Here is a 15,209-nt window from a genome sequence, read left to right as displayed (position 1 = left end):
TTAAGATGTATCTATAGTACTTTTTAATCGGAACATAGGGGATTCAACCATGCACATCGTCAGCGACACCGCCGAAACCGCCCCCGCCGGCAGCTTCTACCACGCCCTGGGTGACGAGGTCGCACTGTTCGGGCACGCCGCCGCCGAGCGCCTGCCGGTACTCATCAAGGGCCCCACGGGGTGCGGCAAGACACGGTTCGTTCAGCACATGGCGGAGCGTCTGGAGCGCCCGCTCTACACCGTCGCCTGCCACGACGACCTGACCGCCGGCGACCTCGTCGGCCGCCACCTGCTCGGCAGCGAGGGTACCTACTGGCAGGACGGTCCGCTGACCCGCGCGGTGCGCGAGGGCGGGATCTGCTACCTCGACGAGATCATCGAGGCGCGCAAGGACACCACCGTGGTGCTCCATCCCCTCGCCGATGACCGCCGGGTGCTGCCGCTGGACGCCACCGGCGAGCTGATCGAGGCCCACCCGGACTTCCTGCTGGTGGTCTCGTACAACCCCGGTTACCGCAACCTGATGAAGGGCCTGAAGCCGAGCACGCGGCAGCGCTTCGTGGCCCTGTCCTTCGGCTACCCCGACGCCGCCGCGGAGCGGCAGATCGTCGCCCGGGAAGCGGGGATCGACACGGCACGGGCGGAGCAGCTCGTGCGCTTGGCCACGGACCTGCGACGCCTCGACGGTCACGACCTCGAGGAGGCCGCCTCCACCCGGCTGCTGGTCCACGCGGCCCGGCTGATCGCCCGGGGCGTGGCACCGCTCGCGGCCTGCCGCGCCTGCCTGGCGGAGCCGCTGAGCGACGAGCCCGCCGCCCTGGAGGCGCTGATGGATGTCGTCGGCGCCCACCTCGGCTGACCCCGCGGACCGGAACACCGCTTTCTCAACCTTCAGGGGGACATTCGATGTCGGAACGTTTTACCAAGGGCATGGCCCGAAACATCTACTACGGGGGGAGCCTGTTCTTCATCCTCCTGTTCCTGGGACTCACCTTCGATACGGTGACGGCGCTGCCCGACCGCGAGAATCGCGCGGGGCTGACCGATACCGTTGCCGAGGGCAAGGAGGTGTGGGAGCAGAACGACTGCATCGGCTGCCATACCCTGCTCGGCGAAGGTGCCTACTTCGCCCCCGAGCTCGGCAACGTCTTCGAGCGCCGTGGCAACGGCAACGAGGCCGCGTTCAAGGCGTACCTCAACGCCTGGATCAACGCCCAGCCCACCCAGGCCCCGGGCCGTCGGCAGATGCCGCAGTTCAATCTCTCCGACCACGAGATCAACGCCCTCGCGGAGTTCCTGATCTGGACCTCGCGCATCCGCAACAACGACTGGCCGCCGAACGTCGAGGGCTGAACGGTCAATGAACCAGGGGGACACGAGCATGAAATACCAGAGCCAGTCGGTGGCGATGCCCTACTTCGTCTTCGCCATCGTCCTTTTCTTCGGCCAGATCGCCTTCGGGCTGATCATGGGCCTGCAGTACATCATCGGGGACTTCCTCTTCCCGCTGATCCCCTTCAACGTCGCGCGCATGGTGCACACCAACCTGCTCATCGTGTGGCTGCTGTTCGGCTTCATGGGCGCGACCTACTATCTCGTGCCCGAAGAGGCCCAGCGCGAGCTCCAGAGCCCGTGGCTGGCACGAGTGCTGTTCTGGGTGTTCGCCATCGCGGGCACGCTGACCATCATCGGCTACCTCGCCGTGCCTTACGCGCGGCTGGCCGAGCTCACCGGCAATGAGTACTTCCCGACCATGGGCCGCGAGTTCCTGGAGCAGCCCACCATCACCAAGGCCGGCATCGTGCTGGTCGCCCTCGGCTTCCTCTACAACGTCGGCATGACCGTGCTGCGCGGGCGCAAGACCGTGATCAACATGGTCCTGATGACGGGCCTCGTGGGGCTGGCGGTGATGTTCCTGTTCGCCTTCTACAACCCCTCGTCGCTGACCATGGACAAGTACTTCTGGTGGTGGGTCGTGCACCTCTGGGTCGAGGGCGTGTGGGAGCTGATCATGGGCAGCATTCTCGCCTTCGTGCTGATCAAGACCACCGGCGTGGACCGCGAGGTCATCGAGAAGTGGCTGTACGTGATCATCGCCATGGCCCTGATCACCGGCATCCTCGGCACCGGTCACCACTACTTCTTCATCGGCGCGCCGTCGTACTGGCTGTGGATCGGCTCGGTGTTCTCGGCGTTCGAGCCGCTGCCCTTCTTCATGATGCTGCTCTTCGCCTTCAGCATGGTCCGGCGCCGGCGGCGCAACCACACCAACCGCGCGGCCACGACCTGGGCGCTCGGCACCTCGGTGGTGGCCTTCCTCGGCGCCGGCGTGTGGGGCTTCCTCCACACCCTGGCACCGGTGAACTACTACACCCACGGCAGCCAGCTCACCGCCGCCCACGGCCACCTCGCCTTCTTCGGGGCCTACGCGATGATCAATCTAGCGATCATCTCCTACGCCGTACCCGCGCTGCGCGGCCGGCCCGAGGGCAACAGCGCCCGGGCCCAGTCGCTGGAGATCGCGAGCTGCTGGCTGATGAGCCTGTCGATGCTCGCCATCACGGTGTTCCTCACCGCCGCCGGCGCGATGCAGATCTGGCTGCAGCGCTGGCCGGAGAGCGGCCAGGCCCTGTCGTTCATGGCCACCCAGGAGAAGCTCGAGCTCTTCTACTGGCTGCGATTCGGCGCGGGCGTGCTCTTCGCCGTAGGCCTGGTGCTCTACGCGGCGAGCTTCTTCGTCGGCGAGCGCGCGGGTGACACCGCGCACGACGCCGCGGCGGCCACGACCTAGGGGAGGCCCGTGCCATGGAAGAGGTCGTCGGTCTCGGCTGGCACCGGGTGATCACCCGCCTCGCGCGGCGGGACCACCCCGAGGCGGCGGTGGCGCTCGCCGACGAGCAGGCCCGGCTCGGGCTCGTGCTCCGTGCCCTCGGCGGCGACGCCGGCCTGCGCGTCACCGCCGCCACGCCGCGGGCGGTCCGGGCCCGCCGACGCTGGCTGGAGCGCGTGGCCGGCACCGGCCACCGCCATCCGCTGGCATGGCGTGACGGCGAGCGGGTCTGCGTGCCCGAGCGCATCGCCTGCTTTCCGGACGCCGGGCGCAACCGCGACCTCTACCTCTGGCTGATAGCGCTCGCCAGCCGCTCCGATCCCCACGGCGGGGACTGGTTCACCGGCAACCAGGCCGCGGTCCGGCGAACCCTTGCGGCCTTCCCCGGCCTGACACCGGTGTACCGGCGGCTGGTGGCGGCGACGCTCGCCGCGCGCCGCGATCCGGACCGGCTCGGCCGTGCGGAAGGGCGCCGCGAGGCCGCGATCCGCGCCGCACTGGAGGACCCCGGCAGCCGGACGGCGCTGCCGGCGGCGCGGGGCCAGCCGGAACCGGTCCCGGTCTGGCTCTACCCGGCTCCGGAAACCGGCACGGCCCCGACGCCGGCGGAACGCGATGACGACGCCACGGAGACCACCGCCGGCACGCCGCCGCGGGGCCGGGGGCGCAAGGCCGCGGAGTACGTCGAGGACACGGACGGCCGCAGCGGGCTGATCGTCTTCCGGCTCGAGAGCCTGTTCTCGTGGTCGGAGTACGTCCCCGTGGACCGGACCGTGGACGACAGCGAGGACGAGGACGCCCCGCGGGTCGCCGAGGACCTGGACCGGCTCAGCCTCAGCCGCACCGGCACGGCGCCGGCCTCACGCCTGCGTCTGGATCTCGACCTTCCCGCTGCCGGCGACGACGACACGCCCCTCGGCGACGGCCGGCTGCTGCCGGAATGGGACTGGCGCCGGGGCGAGCTGCGCCCCCGGCACTGCCGGGTCGTGCCCCTGCTGCCCCGGGACGCCGCACCGATGGCCATTCCCACCCACCTTGCTGCCCCGGCCGCGCGGCTGCGGCGCCGCTTCGAGGCCCTGCGCCCCGAGCGTTACTGGCAGCGCCGCCAGGCCAGCGGCCGGGCCCTGGACCTGCCCGCGTGCATCGAGCACCGCACCGCCCGCCGCCGCGGCCGGGCCGACACGGCGCCACGCCTGTGGGCGGATCCGCGGGAGCAGCAGCGCGACCTGGCCTGCCTCGTGCTCGCGGACCTGTCGCTGTCCACCGAGGCCTGGGTGGACGACGACCACCAGGTGATCGAGGTGGTGCGCGACAGCCTGCACCTGCTCGGCGAGGCCCTGGACGCCGGCGGCGACCGCTTCGCCATGTACGGCTTCTCCTCGCGCCGGCGTTCCCACGTGCGCTTCAGCCTGCTCAAGAACTTCGCCGAGCCCTGGGGTGAGACCGCCCACGGCCGCATCCACGCGCTGCGCCCGGGCTACTACACCCGCATGGGCGCGGCGGTGCGCCAGGCCACCGAGATCCTCGCCGAGCAGCCGGCCTCCCAGCGCCTGCTGCTGCTGCTCACCGACGGCAAGCCCAACGACCTGGACGTCTACGAGGGGCGCTACGGGCTGGAGGACACGCGCCACGCCCTGCTGGAGGCGCGCCGCGCCGGCGTCACACCCTTCTGCGTGACCATCGACCAGGAGGCGGCGGACTACCTGCCTTACCTCTTCGGCCAGCGCCACCACGCCCTGCTCCACCGGGCCCAGGCCCTGCCGGAGCTGCTGCCGCGGCTCTACCTGCTGCTCACGGAGGCGACGGCATGAGCGATGCAGCCGCTGACACCGCGCGCCCCGGCGCCTATGCCGTGCCGGGCGATCTGGCGATGTGGTGGTTCATCCTCGCCGAGCTCGCCGTGTTCGGCGCCCTGCTCGCCAGCCTGATCGTCGCCGGCGCGCTGGCTCCGGAGGTGTTCGCGGCCGGGCGTGCCGGACTGCACCCCGTCGCCGGCCTGGCCAACACCGTGATGCTGCTGACGGGCAGCTACCTCGTCGCCCGCGGCATCGACGCCGCCGCCGCGGAGGGCCCGCGCCGCTGCGCGCCGTGGTTCCTGGCCGCGACGCTGGCCGGCGCCGGCTACGTGGCCGTCAAGCTCGGTGAATACGCCGACCTCGCCGCCGCGGGATACAATCTGCGCACGAGCACCTTTCATTTCTTTTACTTCTTCACCACGGTGTTCCACCTTATGCACGTGGTGCTGGGCATGATCGTGCTGGCGGCAGTGGCCCGGCGGTGCCGGCGGGGCGATTACGACGACGAGGGGCTCAGGGCCCCGGAGAGCGCGGCGAGCTACTGGCACATGGTGGATCTGGTATGGCTCGCGCTCTTCCCGCTGCTCTACGTGCTGCCATGAGCCGGGCCGAGACACTGTCGCAGCACTGGATCATGCTGCTCGCGCTGACCGTCGCCGCGGCACTGGCAGCCACGGTGGTGCCTGCCCCCTGGCTTACGCCGGCGGTGGCGGCGCTGACCGTGATCAAGGGGCGCACGGTGATCGACTCGTTCATGGGGCTGCGTGGCGCCTCGCCGCTGCTGCGCCACTCGGTCAGCGCCTGGCTCGCGGGGGTGGTCGCTCTGGGCGTGGTCATACGGCTGACATGATGAATCACAAATAACTACCTCTTTAGAGGTATCTCATCGATGGTATGACTGTCCGTCGGACGGTACACTCAACACGATGCACACCGCGTCACCTCCGGGTAACGCGTCAGCGGAGGCTCCCAGCCCATGCGATTGACCCTCTACACCGACTACTGCCTGCGCGTGCTCATGTACCTCGGTGTCAAGGAAGACCGGTTCGCGACGATCAGCGAGATCGCCGAGCGCTACGACATCTCCCGTAACCACGTGATGAAGGTGGTCTACGGACTCAGCCAGTCGGACTACATCCGAACCGTTCGCGGCAAGAACGGCGGCATGTACCTCCAGCGCGCCCCGGAGAGCATCAACCTGGGGGCACTGATCCGCGACACGGAGCAGGATCTCGCCCTGGTGGAATGCTTCGCGCCGGACAACCGTTGCGTCATCACGCCGAGCTGTCGGCTGACCCACATCCTGGGCGACGCCCTCAAGGCCTTCTTCGCGGAACTGGACAAGCATACCCTCGCGGACCTGCTCACCACCCGGGACGACATGCGCGAGCTGCTCGGCATCCGCGGCATCCCCGTGGTCCAGGCGGCGAAGAGCGGCTGACGGGGTCACCGCCGCGGCCGGAACACCAGCCGGCTGGAGAGCACGAAGTTCACGCTCATGCCGCCGGCGCCGCCGACTAGCACCGCGCACAGCGGCAGCAGTGCCGTACCGGCGGGCACTGCGGCCGCCACGCCCCGGCCCGCATGGAGCACGAGCGCGAACAGCGCGAGGTTGAGGGCACCGCCGGTCGCGTGGGCGCTGTAGAAGCTCAGCAGCTGTGGCAGCACCCGCCGCCTGCGCCGGTGCCCCGCGAAGGTGAACCGGCGGTTGAGGAAATACCCCACGGTCATCGCCAAGGCCAGTGAGCCGAGGCGCGCGGCACGCAGGCCCACCGGACACAACGCGTGAATGGTGTACAGGCCGGCGGCATCCACGCCGGCCATCACGCCCCCGACCAGGGCAAAGCGGGCGAACGTCGCGCCACCCGCCGTCGACCGCGTCACGCCACCGTCCCGCCTTGGCCTCATGCTGGGATACCCGCGTCGCCTGATCTGCCGACACCATACCGTGCCCCCGGGGGCGCCACCGTGACAGCCGGGTTTCACGTGTGCGCCACGCCCGCCGGCAGCAGTGCCGGCGACGCCGCCGGAGAAAACCGTGGCGGCGCTCAGGCCGCGTCGCTGTCGGCGCTTTCGCCCAGAAGGAACAGCGGCGAGGTCAGGTCGCGCGGATCGGCGGCCCGGCGCGGATTCGCCGGGTAGAAGCAATCGCCGAGCCCGGGGCGACGGCGGAAGTGACGGGTGCGCTTGTAGGGCAGCTTCATGAACCCGGCGATCCCGACGCCGCGGATCTGGTCCACCGCCTCGGCGATACGCTCCAGCAGCGCGGCGAACTCCGCCTCACGCTCGGGCGCCAGGAGCGTGTAGTAGCTGTGGATCTTCAGGTGCGTGGGCTTGCTCTCGAAGATCACGCAGCCCGTGTGGGGGATGTCGTTGAGCTCGACGATGGCATCGATGATCGGCTGCGGCAGGGCCAGGTACTCGTCCGGATCACGCCCGTCCTCGAAATAGGAATGCGGATGCAGCCGGGCATCCGCGCTCTCCGGCGGCACCACCTCGTAGGGAATGCGCAGGTCCGGCGGCACCTCGAAGGGCTCGCCCTCGCCGGCACGCTCGAGGTGCAGGGTGTGGCGGGCATCGAACATCACGCACTTGAACACGCCCTCGCGCTCCAGCGAGCGCGCCAGGGTTACCACCACGTTCACCGCCGCGGCGAAGGCACTCACCCGGTCCGGGTCGCGCAGTTCCAGGTAACTGTCGATCTCCAGGCCCTCGGGCTTCCAGCGGATGCCCAGCCCGCCCACCACCGGGTAGCGCGAGAGGCGGCTGACCGCGGCCATGAGCGCCTTCTCCCGGTCCCCCATGCCGTGCATGAAGTTCTTGTAGTAGCGCTCGAGCTGGGCGTCGTCCGCGCCGGCCAGGGTGGCCTCCGCCACCTCCTCGCGCAGGAACGACTTGCGCGAGCTGTAGACCACGCTCTCCATGTCCTGCGCCGGCGCGACCTTGATCGGCAACAGGGTCATGGCCGGCCTGGCCGGGCGCGGCACGGCGACGATGCGCCCGAGGTGCGCCATCTCGCCGAGGAAGTAGTCGCCGGCACGGCGACGCTCGTCGGGGTCCCGGCTGAGCAGGCCGTCGAGCACCCGGGCGAAGGGCCGCGGCAGCCCCAGCGCGCGGGCGGGAATCACGTCACTGCCGAACCTACAGGACTGCGCCGAGGCCAGTGCGTACAGGGTACTCGCCACGCCCTGCTCGTCGAAGCGCGGGGAGGACAGGCCGCCGCCCAGCTGCTCCTCGCCGATGAAGTAGACGTCGCCAAGGCGGGCATTGGTCTCGCCACCGCCGGTCATCGCGTCCAGCGAGCAGAACGGCGTGGGCTGATCCTCGTGGTCCACCTGGGCGAACACCGACGAGCCCCAGTCGATCAGCGAGACGCGGCCGTCGTCGGGGTCGTAGACCAGATTCGAGGGTTTGATGTCCCCGTGGACGATGGGCCCGCGGGGATGATGACGCAGGTAGGCTAGCATGTCCGCGAGCTGGCGGGCGATGTGCAGCAGCTCGTCCACGGGCAGCGGCCCCACCTGGATGGAGCGCTGATCCAGGTCCTCGCCGGGGGCACGCTCCATGACCAGGATGCGCTGGCCGTGGATGCGCTCGAAGGCGAGGAAGGCCGGGACGTTGGGGTGACGCACCTGCGAGAGCATGTACGCCTCCTCCTCGAGCCGGTCCTGGATGTGCTGGGCCAGGGTGATACGCGAGAACTTGAACACCTGGCTCGCGCCCTCGCTGCGCCGGCCGGCGAACACAAAGCTGTACGCGCCCTTGCCCAGGAGGCAGACCTGGCGGTAGCCGAGCCCGCGGAGCTGCTCCTCGCACAGCCGCACCCAGGCCTTGAGGCGGTGGGCCTCGTCCTTGCTGAGCAGATAGACCGACTGCTCTTCGGGGATGTAGAAGTGGCGGATCGACTCCGCCGTCGCCGCACGGGACATCGCCCCGCCCCCGTCAGCCCGCCTCTGCGAGCATCAGCGCCGGCTGTTCCAGCAGTCGTTTCCAGTGATTACTGAACCGCGCCATGGTCGCCCCGTCAATCACGCGATGATCGGCGGACCAGGAGATCGGCATGATCCGGCGGGCGACCACGCAGTCCTCCGCGTCGAAGCGCGGCAGCCGCTGGGTGGCCCCCAGGGCGACGATGGCGAGTTCCGGCTTGTTGATGATTGGGGTGGCCACCGTGCCGCCGATCGCCCCGATGTTGGAGATGGTGATGGTCCCGCCCTTCATGTCCTCGGCGGCCACACGTCCGGCCCGCGCCGCCTCGACCAGCTCGTTCAGGGCCTTGGCGGTGGCGAGCAGCGACAGCGACTCCACCCCCTTGATGTTCGGGACGACCAGCCCGTGGGCGGCATCTACGGCCACACCGATGTTGTGCCGGCGGTGGTAATGGATCTCCTCGTGCTCGTCGTCGAAGGTCGCGTTGAGCTGCGGAAAGGCGCGCAGGGTGAGGGACAGCGCCTTGACGAAGAACGGCATCAGGGTGATGCGCACCTCCTCGCGGTAGTGATCGCGGATCTCCGCATACACCTCGGTCAGGGCGGTGACGTCCACCTCGTCGGCGTAGGTGTAGTGCGGGATGGTCCGCGCCGACGCACTCATCTGCCGGGCCATCGCCGCACGCACGCCCTTGAGGGGCTCGCGGCGGATCACCTCGTCGCCGCCGCCCGTGGCGGCGCCCGACGATGCCGAAGCCGGAGCCGCCGCCTCCGCTCCCTTCGCCGGCGCCGTTCCGGCCTCGGCAAAGGCACGCACGTCCTCCTTGTAGACCCGCCCCTTCTTGCCCGAACCAGGCACGGCATGGACGTCCACCCCGAGCTCCCGGGCCAGGCGCCGCACTGCCGGGCTCGCCGGCACCCGTCCGGCGGGCCCGGCGGACCGCCCGTTGCCGTCCCCGGCCGCCGCCGGGGATACCGCCTCGCCACCGGAGGCCGGTTCCGCGGGCGGTGCCGGCGACCGGTCACTGTCCGTCGCCGGCGCCGTAGCGGCATTACCGCCGCCAGGCTCGGCGGCGTCACCGTCCTCGCCGGCGACCTCGATGGCGAACAGCGGCTCGTGCACCCGCGCGATCTCGCCCTTGGCGTAGTAGCGCTTCACCACCCGGCCGGTCTCCATGGCCGGGATCTGCACAAGGGCCTTGTCCGTCATCACGTCGCAGACGGGCTGGTCCTCCTCGACGTTATCGCCCTCCTCGACCAGCCATTCGGAGAGCTCGCACTCGACAATGCCTTCGCCGATATCCGGCAGGATGAAGTCCTTGATCATGGTGGTGCCCTAGAAGTTCACGGTCTGCTCGATCGCGGCGAGCGTCTTGAGGTGGTCCGGCATGTACTCCCGCTCGTGGGCCAGCGGGAACGGCGTGTCCAGGCCCGTGACCCGGCAGATCGGTGATTCCAGGTAGAGGAAGCAGCGCTCCTGGACCGTGGCGGAGAGCTCGGCGCCGAAGCCGGCGGTGCGCGGCGCCTCGTGGTTGATCACCAGCCGCCCGGTCTTGAGCACGGAGCGCGTCACGGTCTCCACGTCCCAGGGCAGCAGCGTGCGCAGGTCGATGACCTCACAGTCGATGCCCTTCTCCGCGGCCATCTCCGCGGCACGGGTCACCACCTCCACCTGCGCCCCCCAGGCGAGCACCGTGACGTCGCCGCCCTCGCGCAGCACCTCCGCGCGCCCGAGCTCGGCGGTGTAGTCCTCCTCCGGGACATCGCCCACCGCCGCGCGGTAGAGGCGCTTGGGCTCGAAGAACAGCACCGGGTCCGGATCACGGATGCTCGCCAGCAGCAGCCCCTTGGCGTTCTCCGGGGTGCTCGGCACCACCACCTTGAGGCCCGGCGTGTGGCAGAAGTAGGCCTCCGGGGACTGGGAATGGTAGTGCCCGCCGGAGATGCCGCCACCGTAGGGGCTGCGGATGGTGAGCCCGCCGACGTTGAACTCGTTGCCCGAGCGGTACCGGAACTTGGCCGTCTCGTTCACGATCTGGTCGAAGGCCGGGAAGATGTAGTCGGCAAACTGGATCTCCGCCACCGCCCGGAAGCCGGCGGCGGCGAGGCCGTTGGCGAAGCCGATGATGCCCTGCTCCACCAGCGGCGTGTTGAAGCAGCGCTCGTTGCCATAGCGGTCGCGCAGGTGACTGGTCGCGCGGAAGACGCCGCCGAACTGGCCGACGTCCTCGCCAAAGCAGATCACCCGCTCGTCCGCCGCCATGGCGGTGTCCAGGGCACTGTTGAGGGCCTGCAGAAGATTCATCCTTGCCATCACTCGATCCGCCCCGCCGTCTTCGGATAGGCGTCCGGGTTCGCCCGCACCTGCTCACGCAACGCCTCGTACTGCTCGGTGAGGTTCCAGGGCGGTGCGGCGTAGACATCCTCGATCAGGCGTGCAAGCGACGGCGCCGGCTTGGCCTCGGCGGTCTTCATCGCGGCAAGGATCTCGTCGCGGTACCCCTGGCGCAGGGCCTCGTCGCGCTCCGCGTCCCACCAGCCCTGCGCCTCCATGAACGCGCGGATGCGTGCGATCGGATCGAAGCGCTGCCAGGCCTCCTCCTCCTTGCGGCTGCGGTAGCCGGAGGGGTCGTCGGAGGTGGAGTGGGCACCGAGGCGGTAGGTCATCGCCTCGATGAGCACGGGCACGCCCTCGCTCACCGCCTGGCGCCGCGCCTCCTGCGTCGCGAGGTAGACGGCGAGGAAGTCGTTTCCGTCGACGCGGATGGAGCGCACCCCATAGCCGACGCCGCGGGCGGCGACGCCGTCGCCGGCGTACTGCTCGCTCACCGGGGTGGAGATCGCATAGCCGTTGTTGCGGCAGAAGAAGATCACCGGGCAGCGGATCACCGCCGCCATGTTCAGCGCGGCGTGGAAATCCCCCTCCGAGGCCGCGCCCTCACCGAAGTAGCAGATGCTGCAGCGCCCCTCGCCGGCGAGCTTCTGGCCGTAGGCGTAGCCCGCGGCCTGGGGGATCTGGGTCGCCAGCGGCGAGGAGACGGTCATGTACGACAGCGCGCGGCTGCCGTAGTGGACCGGCATCTGCCGGCCCTTGCCGAGGTCGTCCTCGGTGGCAAAGAGCTGGTCCATGAACTGCGCCGCGGTGAAGCCGCGGTAGCGCAGCGCGCCCTGCTCGCGGTACTGGGGCAGAATCATGTCGTCCGGTTCGAGCCCGGCCGCACTGCCCACCGTGGCGGCCTCCTCGCCGGTGGCGGTGAGGTAGAACGACAGCCGGCCCTGACGCTGTGCTGCGACCATGCGTTCGTCGAGCAGCCGCGTAAACACCGCGGCGTCGTGCATCGCGAGCACGATCTCCTTCGCCACACCCGAGGGGTCGGCGCCTTCGTAGGGCCTGCCATCCTCGCCGAGCATCCCGTAGATCGGGATGGTCAGCGCGGACTCGGTAATGAAATCCGGGGTATGGATGCGCGGGGCATCCACTGAAGACGGCGCATACATGGCGGACTTCTCCCCTCCTCCGTGATTGTGTTCTGTCCGCGGGCCGATGCCCGCGCCGCTTATCGGTCTCAATGCAGTCTAGCAGCAGCACACCCCGCCGACGCCATCACCGGTCCTGATCCGCACCGGATAGCGATAACGCGCCCGCGAAGGGGCCGCGGACACAGTCCCCCCGTGGCCCACCGGTCTACCCGTAACACGGCGGTGATGGCGGCGCACATGGGGCTCTTCTAGGCTTACCTCCGGGGCGACCGAACCGGTCCCCCGGGATCGCCCCTGCCAGGACCCCGGCAGCGGCCGCGACGCGGCGTACGGGGGTTCCCGGCGGCGATACCGGGGTCGCGGGCATCCAGGAACATAACGACGACCGTGCCCGGACCTTCAGCCCCCGCCACACCGCAACCGGGAGGAGACAATCCATGCGACGTCCACCCATTCGCCGGCACACCCTTCCCGCCGCCCTGGTTATCGCCGCCGCACTCGCGTGCCCGGCCGCCCTCGCCCAGGAGCAGTCGGGCGACAGCGGCGCCCCCGCGGACGCCCTGGCCAGCGCACAGACACGTATCACCGGCCTGGAGAACGATCTCTCAGACGCCCGCGACCGTGCGGACAACCTCGAATCACAGCTCGACGACGCCCGTGAACGCGTCGAGTCGCTCGAACAGCAGCTCACCGAGCGCACCGATGCCCGGGACCGCCTGCGTAACGAGCTCGATAAAGCGAAGGAACAGGTCGGTTCGCTGGAGGCGGAGACCGCCGAGCTGCGCAAACAGCTCACCGCAACGCAGGGCAAGCGGGACGCCTTCGAACAGCAGCTCGCCGAGCGCACCGATACCCGGGACCGCCTGCGCGGCGAGCTCGGCAAGGCAAAAGAGCGGATCGATTCGCTGGAGGCGGAGACCGCCGACCTGCGCGAACAGCTCACCGCGACCCGCAAGGAACAGGGTCGGCTGACCGAGGCGCTGCAGAAGGCACGTCAGCAGGGCGAGGAGACCGCCGCGACACTGGACGACGCCCGCGGGACCATCGACAACCAGAAAAGCACCATCGCCCAACTCCGCGAACGCGCCGGCACCCTGAAGGATAGCCTCGACCAGGCCCGCGCCACCGTGAAGTCGCGGGAGCAGACCATCGCCGGGCTGCGCGCGCAGCTCGCCCCCGCCAACGGCGGCACGGCGTCGCTGGACGAGGCCCGTGCGCAGGCATCCGAGGCCGCGGCGCATTTCCGCGACGTACATGCCGCCCATCGCCGGGACGAGGCCGATGACCAGGCCCTCACCGAAGCACGCCAGGCGCTGCGCGTTGCCCAGTCACTGGTCGCCCGGCTGGAGCACGAAGGGCTCTACGACGTGCGCGGCGGCGACACCCTGGGCCAGGTCGCCGCGAGGTTGTACGGCGAGGCCAACCGCTGGCCCACGCTCTACGAGGCCAACCGGCACGTCCTGGAGAACCCGGACACCCTGCGTGACGGCATGATCCTGGTGACGCCGGCCCCCTGAGCCGTGTCCCCCGGGGCTCAGCCCCGGGGCGTCGCCCCCGTCTCCGCGAGGAATCCGTGTATCGCATCGGCACACGCCGGTGCGCGTTCCTGGTGCAGGGCGTGCCCGGCGGCAGGGATTTCCGCGGTACGCAGGTCGGCGAAGCAGGCGAGTCGCGCCGACCAGTCATCGCCCCCGCGCAGACGGCGGACGACGGACGACTCGCCGCCCCAGAGCCAGAGCACGGGGGCCTCGATCGCCCGCCAGCACGCCATCGCCTCCTCGAGCCGGTAGAGCACCGGGTTCGGCCGGCGATGGGCCGGGTCGCCACGCAGGCGCACCGCCCCGTCCACCTCCCGGCCCCAGCAGCGCGCGAGATACGCCGCCACCGCCCCGGGCATGCGGGGGTTGCGCCCGGCCAGGTGGTCCGCCAGCGCCCCGTAGTCGGGGAAGGACCGCAGGCGCGGTGTCTGTGCGAGGCTGTCCAGCCACTCCCGGTAGCGCCCAGGCGCGGTCTCCGCGGCAGTGGCCGGGAGCCCGAAGCCCTCCAGCGAGACCACCGCGCGCACCCGCTCCGGGCGCACGCCGGCGTAGAGCCCGGCGACGTTGCCACCCATGCTGTGGCCGACCAGAACCACCGCTTCGCCCGCGGGCACCGCCCGGTCGATCAGGGCGTCCAGATCAGCGAGGTAGTCGGGGAACCAGTAGCGCCCCTCGGAGGCCCGGTCGCTGTCGCCGAATCCCCGCCAGTCCGGTGCCAGCCGCCGCCAGCCGTCACCGAGGGCCGCCGCCAGCGGACCGAAGCCGGCACCGGTATCCATCCAGCCGTGGAGCAGCAGCATCGTGGGCGCTGACGGCGCGCCGGACCACTCGTGGACGGTATAACCGACGCCGCCGAGCTCGTGCCGGCGGCTCGCGGCGGGCCACCAGTCCGGGTCAATCGATGCCGAAACGTGCTGCATGCTCGCGGATATCCCATTCCTCGGCACCGAAGGCCGCCGTCTCGGTACCGGTCAGCACTGCCTCGACAAAGGCGGCCACCCGCTCCGGCGGCTCCAGCTCACCGGCCTCCTTGAGGGCGCGGAAACGCGCCACGGCAGGGAAATCCGCCTCGTCCTGCTCGCGGATGAGTGCCTGCATGTCGGTATCCACCACCCCGGGCCGCAGGCTGCCCACGGCGATGTCCCGGTCCCGGAGCTCCTCACGGAGCACCGTGTAGAGCATGTACAGCGCGGCCTTGCTGGTGCAGTAGGCCCCCCACCCCGGGATCGCCCGGTGCGCCGCCCCGGAGGAGACGTGCAGCACGCGACCGCCCGGCAGGCGGGACAGCAGGGCCTGTGTCAGGAACAGCGGTGCCTCGACGTTCACCGCCTGGCTCGCCCGCCACGCGCCCACGCTCACCCCCGCCAGCGGCCCCACGGGCTCGAGGCGGCCGGCGTTGTGCACGAGATAGCGCACGGCGCGCTCGCCCACCGCGGTGGCGACCGAGTCACGCCCGGCGGCCTCGGCGATATCCGCCGCGACGACCTCGATGCCGTCGTGGCCTTCCGCGGTTTCCTCCAAGGCCAGCCGCCGGCGTCCGACGACCAGCACACGCCCGCCCGCGCCGGCGAGGCGCCGGGCCAGTGCCCGGCCGATCCCGCTGCCACCACCGGTAATCACCGATACCGTTTCCATG

15 protein-coding genes are annotated in these 15,209 nt (G+C 70.4%); 8 read left to right on the top strand and 7 right to left on the bottom strand.

Translation table 11 applies throughout. The features are described from left to right. The first annotated feature begins 49 nt into the window (after nt 1-49). The 7 genes from ACEZHJ_RS13545 to ACEZHJ_RS13515 all read left to right on the top strand — a co-directional run bounded on the left by ACEZHJ_RS13545 (nt 50) and on the right by ACEZHJ_RS13515 (nt 6,067). Nucleotides 50-859: a CbbQ/NirQ/NorQ/GpvN family protein gene (locus ACEZHJ_RS13545; protein WP_018718911.1), complete on the top strand. Its 810-nt coding sequence runs from the start codon at nt 50-52 to the stop codon at nt 857-859. A gap of 47 nt (nt 860-906) precedes the next feature. Beyond that, on the top strand, nt 907-1,353 hold the full coding sequence (locus tag ACEZHJ_RS13540; protein ID WP_018718912.1) for a cytochrome c: 447 nt from the start codon (nt 907-909) through the stop codon (nt 1,351-1,353). Between the two features lie 28 nt (nt 1,354-1,381). Beyond that, nucleotides 1,382-2,791, top strand: coding sequence for a cbb3-type cytochrome c oxidase subunit I (locus ACEZHJ_RS13535; RefSeq protein WP_084594219.1), 1,410 nt, complete (start codon nt 1,382-1,384; stop codon nt 2,789-2,791). 14 nt (nt 2,792-2,805) lie between these two features. Next, nucleotides 2,806-4,641 carry a nitric oxide reductase activation protein NorD gene (locus ACEZHJ_RS13530; protein WP_018718914.1) on the top strand — a complete coding sequence of 612 codons (1,836 nt, stop codon included), beginning with the start codon at nt 2,806-2,808 and terminating at the stop codon, nt 4,639-4,641. Further along, nucleotides 4,638-5,228, top strand: coding sequence for a cytochrome c oxidase subunit 3 (locus ACEZHJ_RS13525; protein WP_018718915.1), 591 nt, complete (start codon nt 4,638-4,640; stop codon nt 5,226-5,228). The genes ACEZHJ_RS13530 and ACEZHJ_RS13525 overlap by 4 nt, the downstream gene beginning before the upstream one ends. Further along, nucleotides 5,225-5,476, top strand: a complete 252-nt coding sequence (locus ACEZHJ_RS13520; RefSeq protein WP_018718916.1) for a cytochrome C oxidase subunit IV family protein — start codon at nt 5,225-5,227, stop codon at nt 5,474-5,476. The genes ACEZHJ_RS13525 and ACEZHJ_RS13520 overlap by 4 nt, the downstream gene beginning before the upstream one ends. A gap of 126 nt (nt 5,477-5,602) precedes the next feature. Further along, nucleotides 5,603-6,067 (top strand): Rrf2 family transcriptional regulator, encoded by a 465-nt coding sequence (locus ACEZHJ_RS13515; RefSeq protein WP_018718917.1) that lies wholly within the window; start codon nt 5,603-5,605, stop codon nt 6,065-6,067. 5 nt (nt 6,068-6,072) lie between these two features. Here the strand turns inward: ACEZHJ_RS13515 and ACEZHJ_RS13510 are convergent, their stop codons facing one another. From ACEZHJ_RS13510 to ACEZHJ_RS13490, 5 genes are all read right to left on the bottom strand, one after another. Next, the gene (locus ACEZHJ_RS13510; protein WP_018718918.1) at nt 6,073-6,510 is read right to left on the bottom strand and encodes a GtrA family protein; all 438 of its coding nucleotides are present in this window, start codon (nt 6,508-6,510) and stop codon (nt 6,073-6,075) included. Nucleotides 6,511-6,674: 164 nt separating this feature from the next. Further along, on the bottom strand, nt 6,675-8,555 hold the full coding sequence (locus tag ACEZHJ_RS13505) for a protein kinase (protein ID WP_018718919.1): 1,881 nt from the start codon (nt 8,553-8,555) through the stop codon (nt 6,675-6,677). A 13-nt stretch (nt 8,556-8,568) separates the two neighbouring features. After that, nucleotides 8,569-9,882 (bottom strand): 2-oxo acid dehydrogenase subunit E2, encoded by a 1,314-nt coding sequence (locus tag ACEZHJ_RS13500; protein WP_018718920.1) that lies wholly within the window; start codon nt 9,880-9,882, stop codon nt 8,569-8,571. A 9-nt stretch (nt 9,883-9,891) separates the two neighbouring features. Further along, nucleotides 9,892-10,869 (bottom strand): alpha-ketoacid dehydrogenase subunit beta, encoded by a 978-nt coding sequence (locus ACEZHJ_RS13495; RefSeq protein ID WP_026321185.1) that lies wholly within the window; start codon nt 10,867-10,869, stop codon nt 9,892-9,894. Further along, nucleotides 10,869-12,053 carry a thiamine pyrophosphate-dependent dehydrogenase E1 component subunit alpha gene (locus ACEZHJ_RS13490; RefSeq protein WP_051088243.1) on the bottom strand — a complete coding sequence of 395 codons (1,185 nt, stop codon included), beginning with the start codon at nt 12,051-12,053 and terminating at the stop codon, nt 10,869-10,871. Before ACEZHJ_RS13490 ends, ACEZHJ_RS13495 begins: the two co-directional genes overlap by 1 nt. 419 nt (nt 12,054-12,472) lie before the next feature. Here ACEZHJ_RS13490 and ACEZHJ_RS13485 point away from each other — a divergent pair, with 419 nt between their 5' ends. Continuing rightward, nucleotides 12,473-13,552, top strand: coding sequence for a hypothetical protein (locus ACEZHJ_RS13485; RefSeq protein WP_018718923.1), 1,080 nt, complete (start codon nt 12,473-12,475; stop codon nt 13,550-13,552). A gap of 17 nt (nt 13,553-13,569) precedes the next feature. Here the strand turns inward: ACEZHJ_RS13485 and ACEZHJ_RS13480 are convergent, their stop codons facing one another. Further along, nucleotides 13,570-14,493 carry an alpha/beta fold hydrolase gene (locus ACEZHJ_RS13480; RefSeq protein WP_245558780.1) on the bottom strand — a complete coding sequence of 308 codons (924 nt, stop codon included), beginning with the start codon at nt 14,491-14,493 and terminating at the stop codon, nt 13,570-13,572. Continuing rightward, nucleotides 14,468-15,208, bottom strand: a complete 741-nt coding sequence (locus ACEZHJ_RS13475; RefSeq protein WP_040409564.1) for an SDR family NAD(P)-dependent oxidoreductase — start codon at nt 15,206-15,208, stop codon at nt 14,468-14,470. The genes ACEZHJ_RS13480 and ACEZHJ_RS13475 overlap by 26 nt, the downstream gene beginning before the upstream one ends. Nucleotide 15,209: the final 1 nt, after the last annotated feature.

Source organism: Arhodomonas sp. KWT2 (genome assembly GCF_041949875.1).
GTDB lineage: Bacteria > Pseudomonadota > Gammaproteobacteria > Nitrococcales > Nitrococcaceae > Arhodomonas > Arhodomonas aquaeolei.
The sequence above is the reverse complement of the archived record's forward strand: the minus strand, read 5'-3'. Positions and strand labels throughout refer to the sequence as shown.

Excerpts from the sequence above, each read along its gene's own strand:
- ACEZHJ_RS13480 (WP_245558780.1), bottom strand. The coding sequence starts at position 14,493 with ATGCAGCACGTTTCGGCATCGATTGACCCGGACTGGTGGCCCGCCGCG.
- ACEZHJ_RS13535 (WP_084594219.1), top strand. The coding sequence starts at position 1,382 with ATGAAATACCAGAGCCAGTCGGTGGCGATGCCCTACTTCGTCTTCGCC.
- ACEZHJ_RS13520 (WP_018718916.1), top strand. The coding sequence starts at position 5,225 with ATGAGCCGGGCCGAGACACTGTCGCAGCACTGGATCATGCTGCTCGCG.
- ACEZHJ_RS13500 (WP_018718920.1), bottom strand. The coding sequence starts at position 9,882 with ATGATCAAGGACTTCATCCTGCCGGATATCGGCGAAGGCATTGTCGAG.
- ACEZHJ_RS13545 (WP_018718911.1), top strand. The coding sequence starts at position 50 with ATGCACATCGTCAGCGACACCGCCGAAACCGCCCCCGCCGGCAGCTTC.
- ACEZHJ_RS13530 (WP_018718914.1), top strand. The coding sequence starts at position 2,806 with ATGGAAGAGGTCGTCGGTCTCGGCTGGCACCGGGTGATCACCCGCCTC.
- ACEZHJ_RS13515 (WP_018718917.1), top strand. The coding sequence starts at position 5,603 with ATGCGATTGACCCTCTACACCGACTACTGCCTGCGCGTGCTCATGTAC.
- ACEZHJ_RS13475 (WP_040409564.1), bottom strand. The coding sequence starts at position 15,208 with ATGGAAACGGTATCGGTGATTACCGGTGGTGGCAGCGGGATCGGCCGG.
- ACEZHJ_RS13505 (WP_018718919.1), bottom strand. The coding sequence starts at position 8,555 with ATGTCCCGTGCGGCGACGGCGGAGTCGATCCGCCACTTCTACATCCCC.
- ACEZHJ_RS13485 (WP_018718923.1), top strand. The coding sequence starts at position 12,473 with ATGCGACGTCCACCCATTCGCCGGCACACCCTTCCCGCCGCCCTGGTT.
- ACEZHJ_RS13525 (WP_018718915.1), top strand. The coding sequence starts at position 4,638 with ATGAGCGATGCAGCCGCTGACACCGCGCGCCCCGGCGCCTATGCCGTG.
- ACEZHJ_RS13490 (WP_051088243.1), bottom strand. The coding sequence starts at position 12,053 with ATGTATGCGCCGTCTTCAGTGGATGCCCCGCGCATCCATACCCCGGAT.
- ACEZHJ_RS13540 (WP_018718912.1), top strand. The coding sequence starts at position 907 with ATGTCGGAACGTTTTACCAAGGGCATGGCCCGAAACATCTACTACGGG.
- ACEZHJ_RS13495 (WP_026321185.1), bottom strand. The coding sequence starts at position 10,869 with ATGGCAAGGATGAATCTTCTGCAGGCCCTCAACAGTGCCCTGGACACC.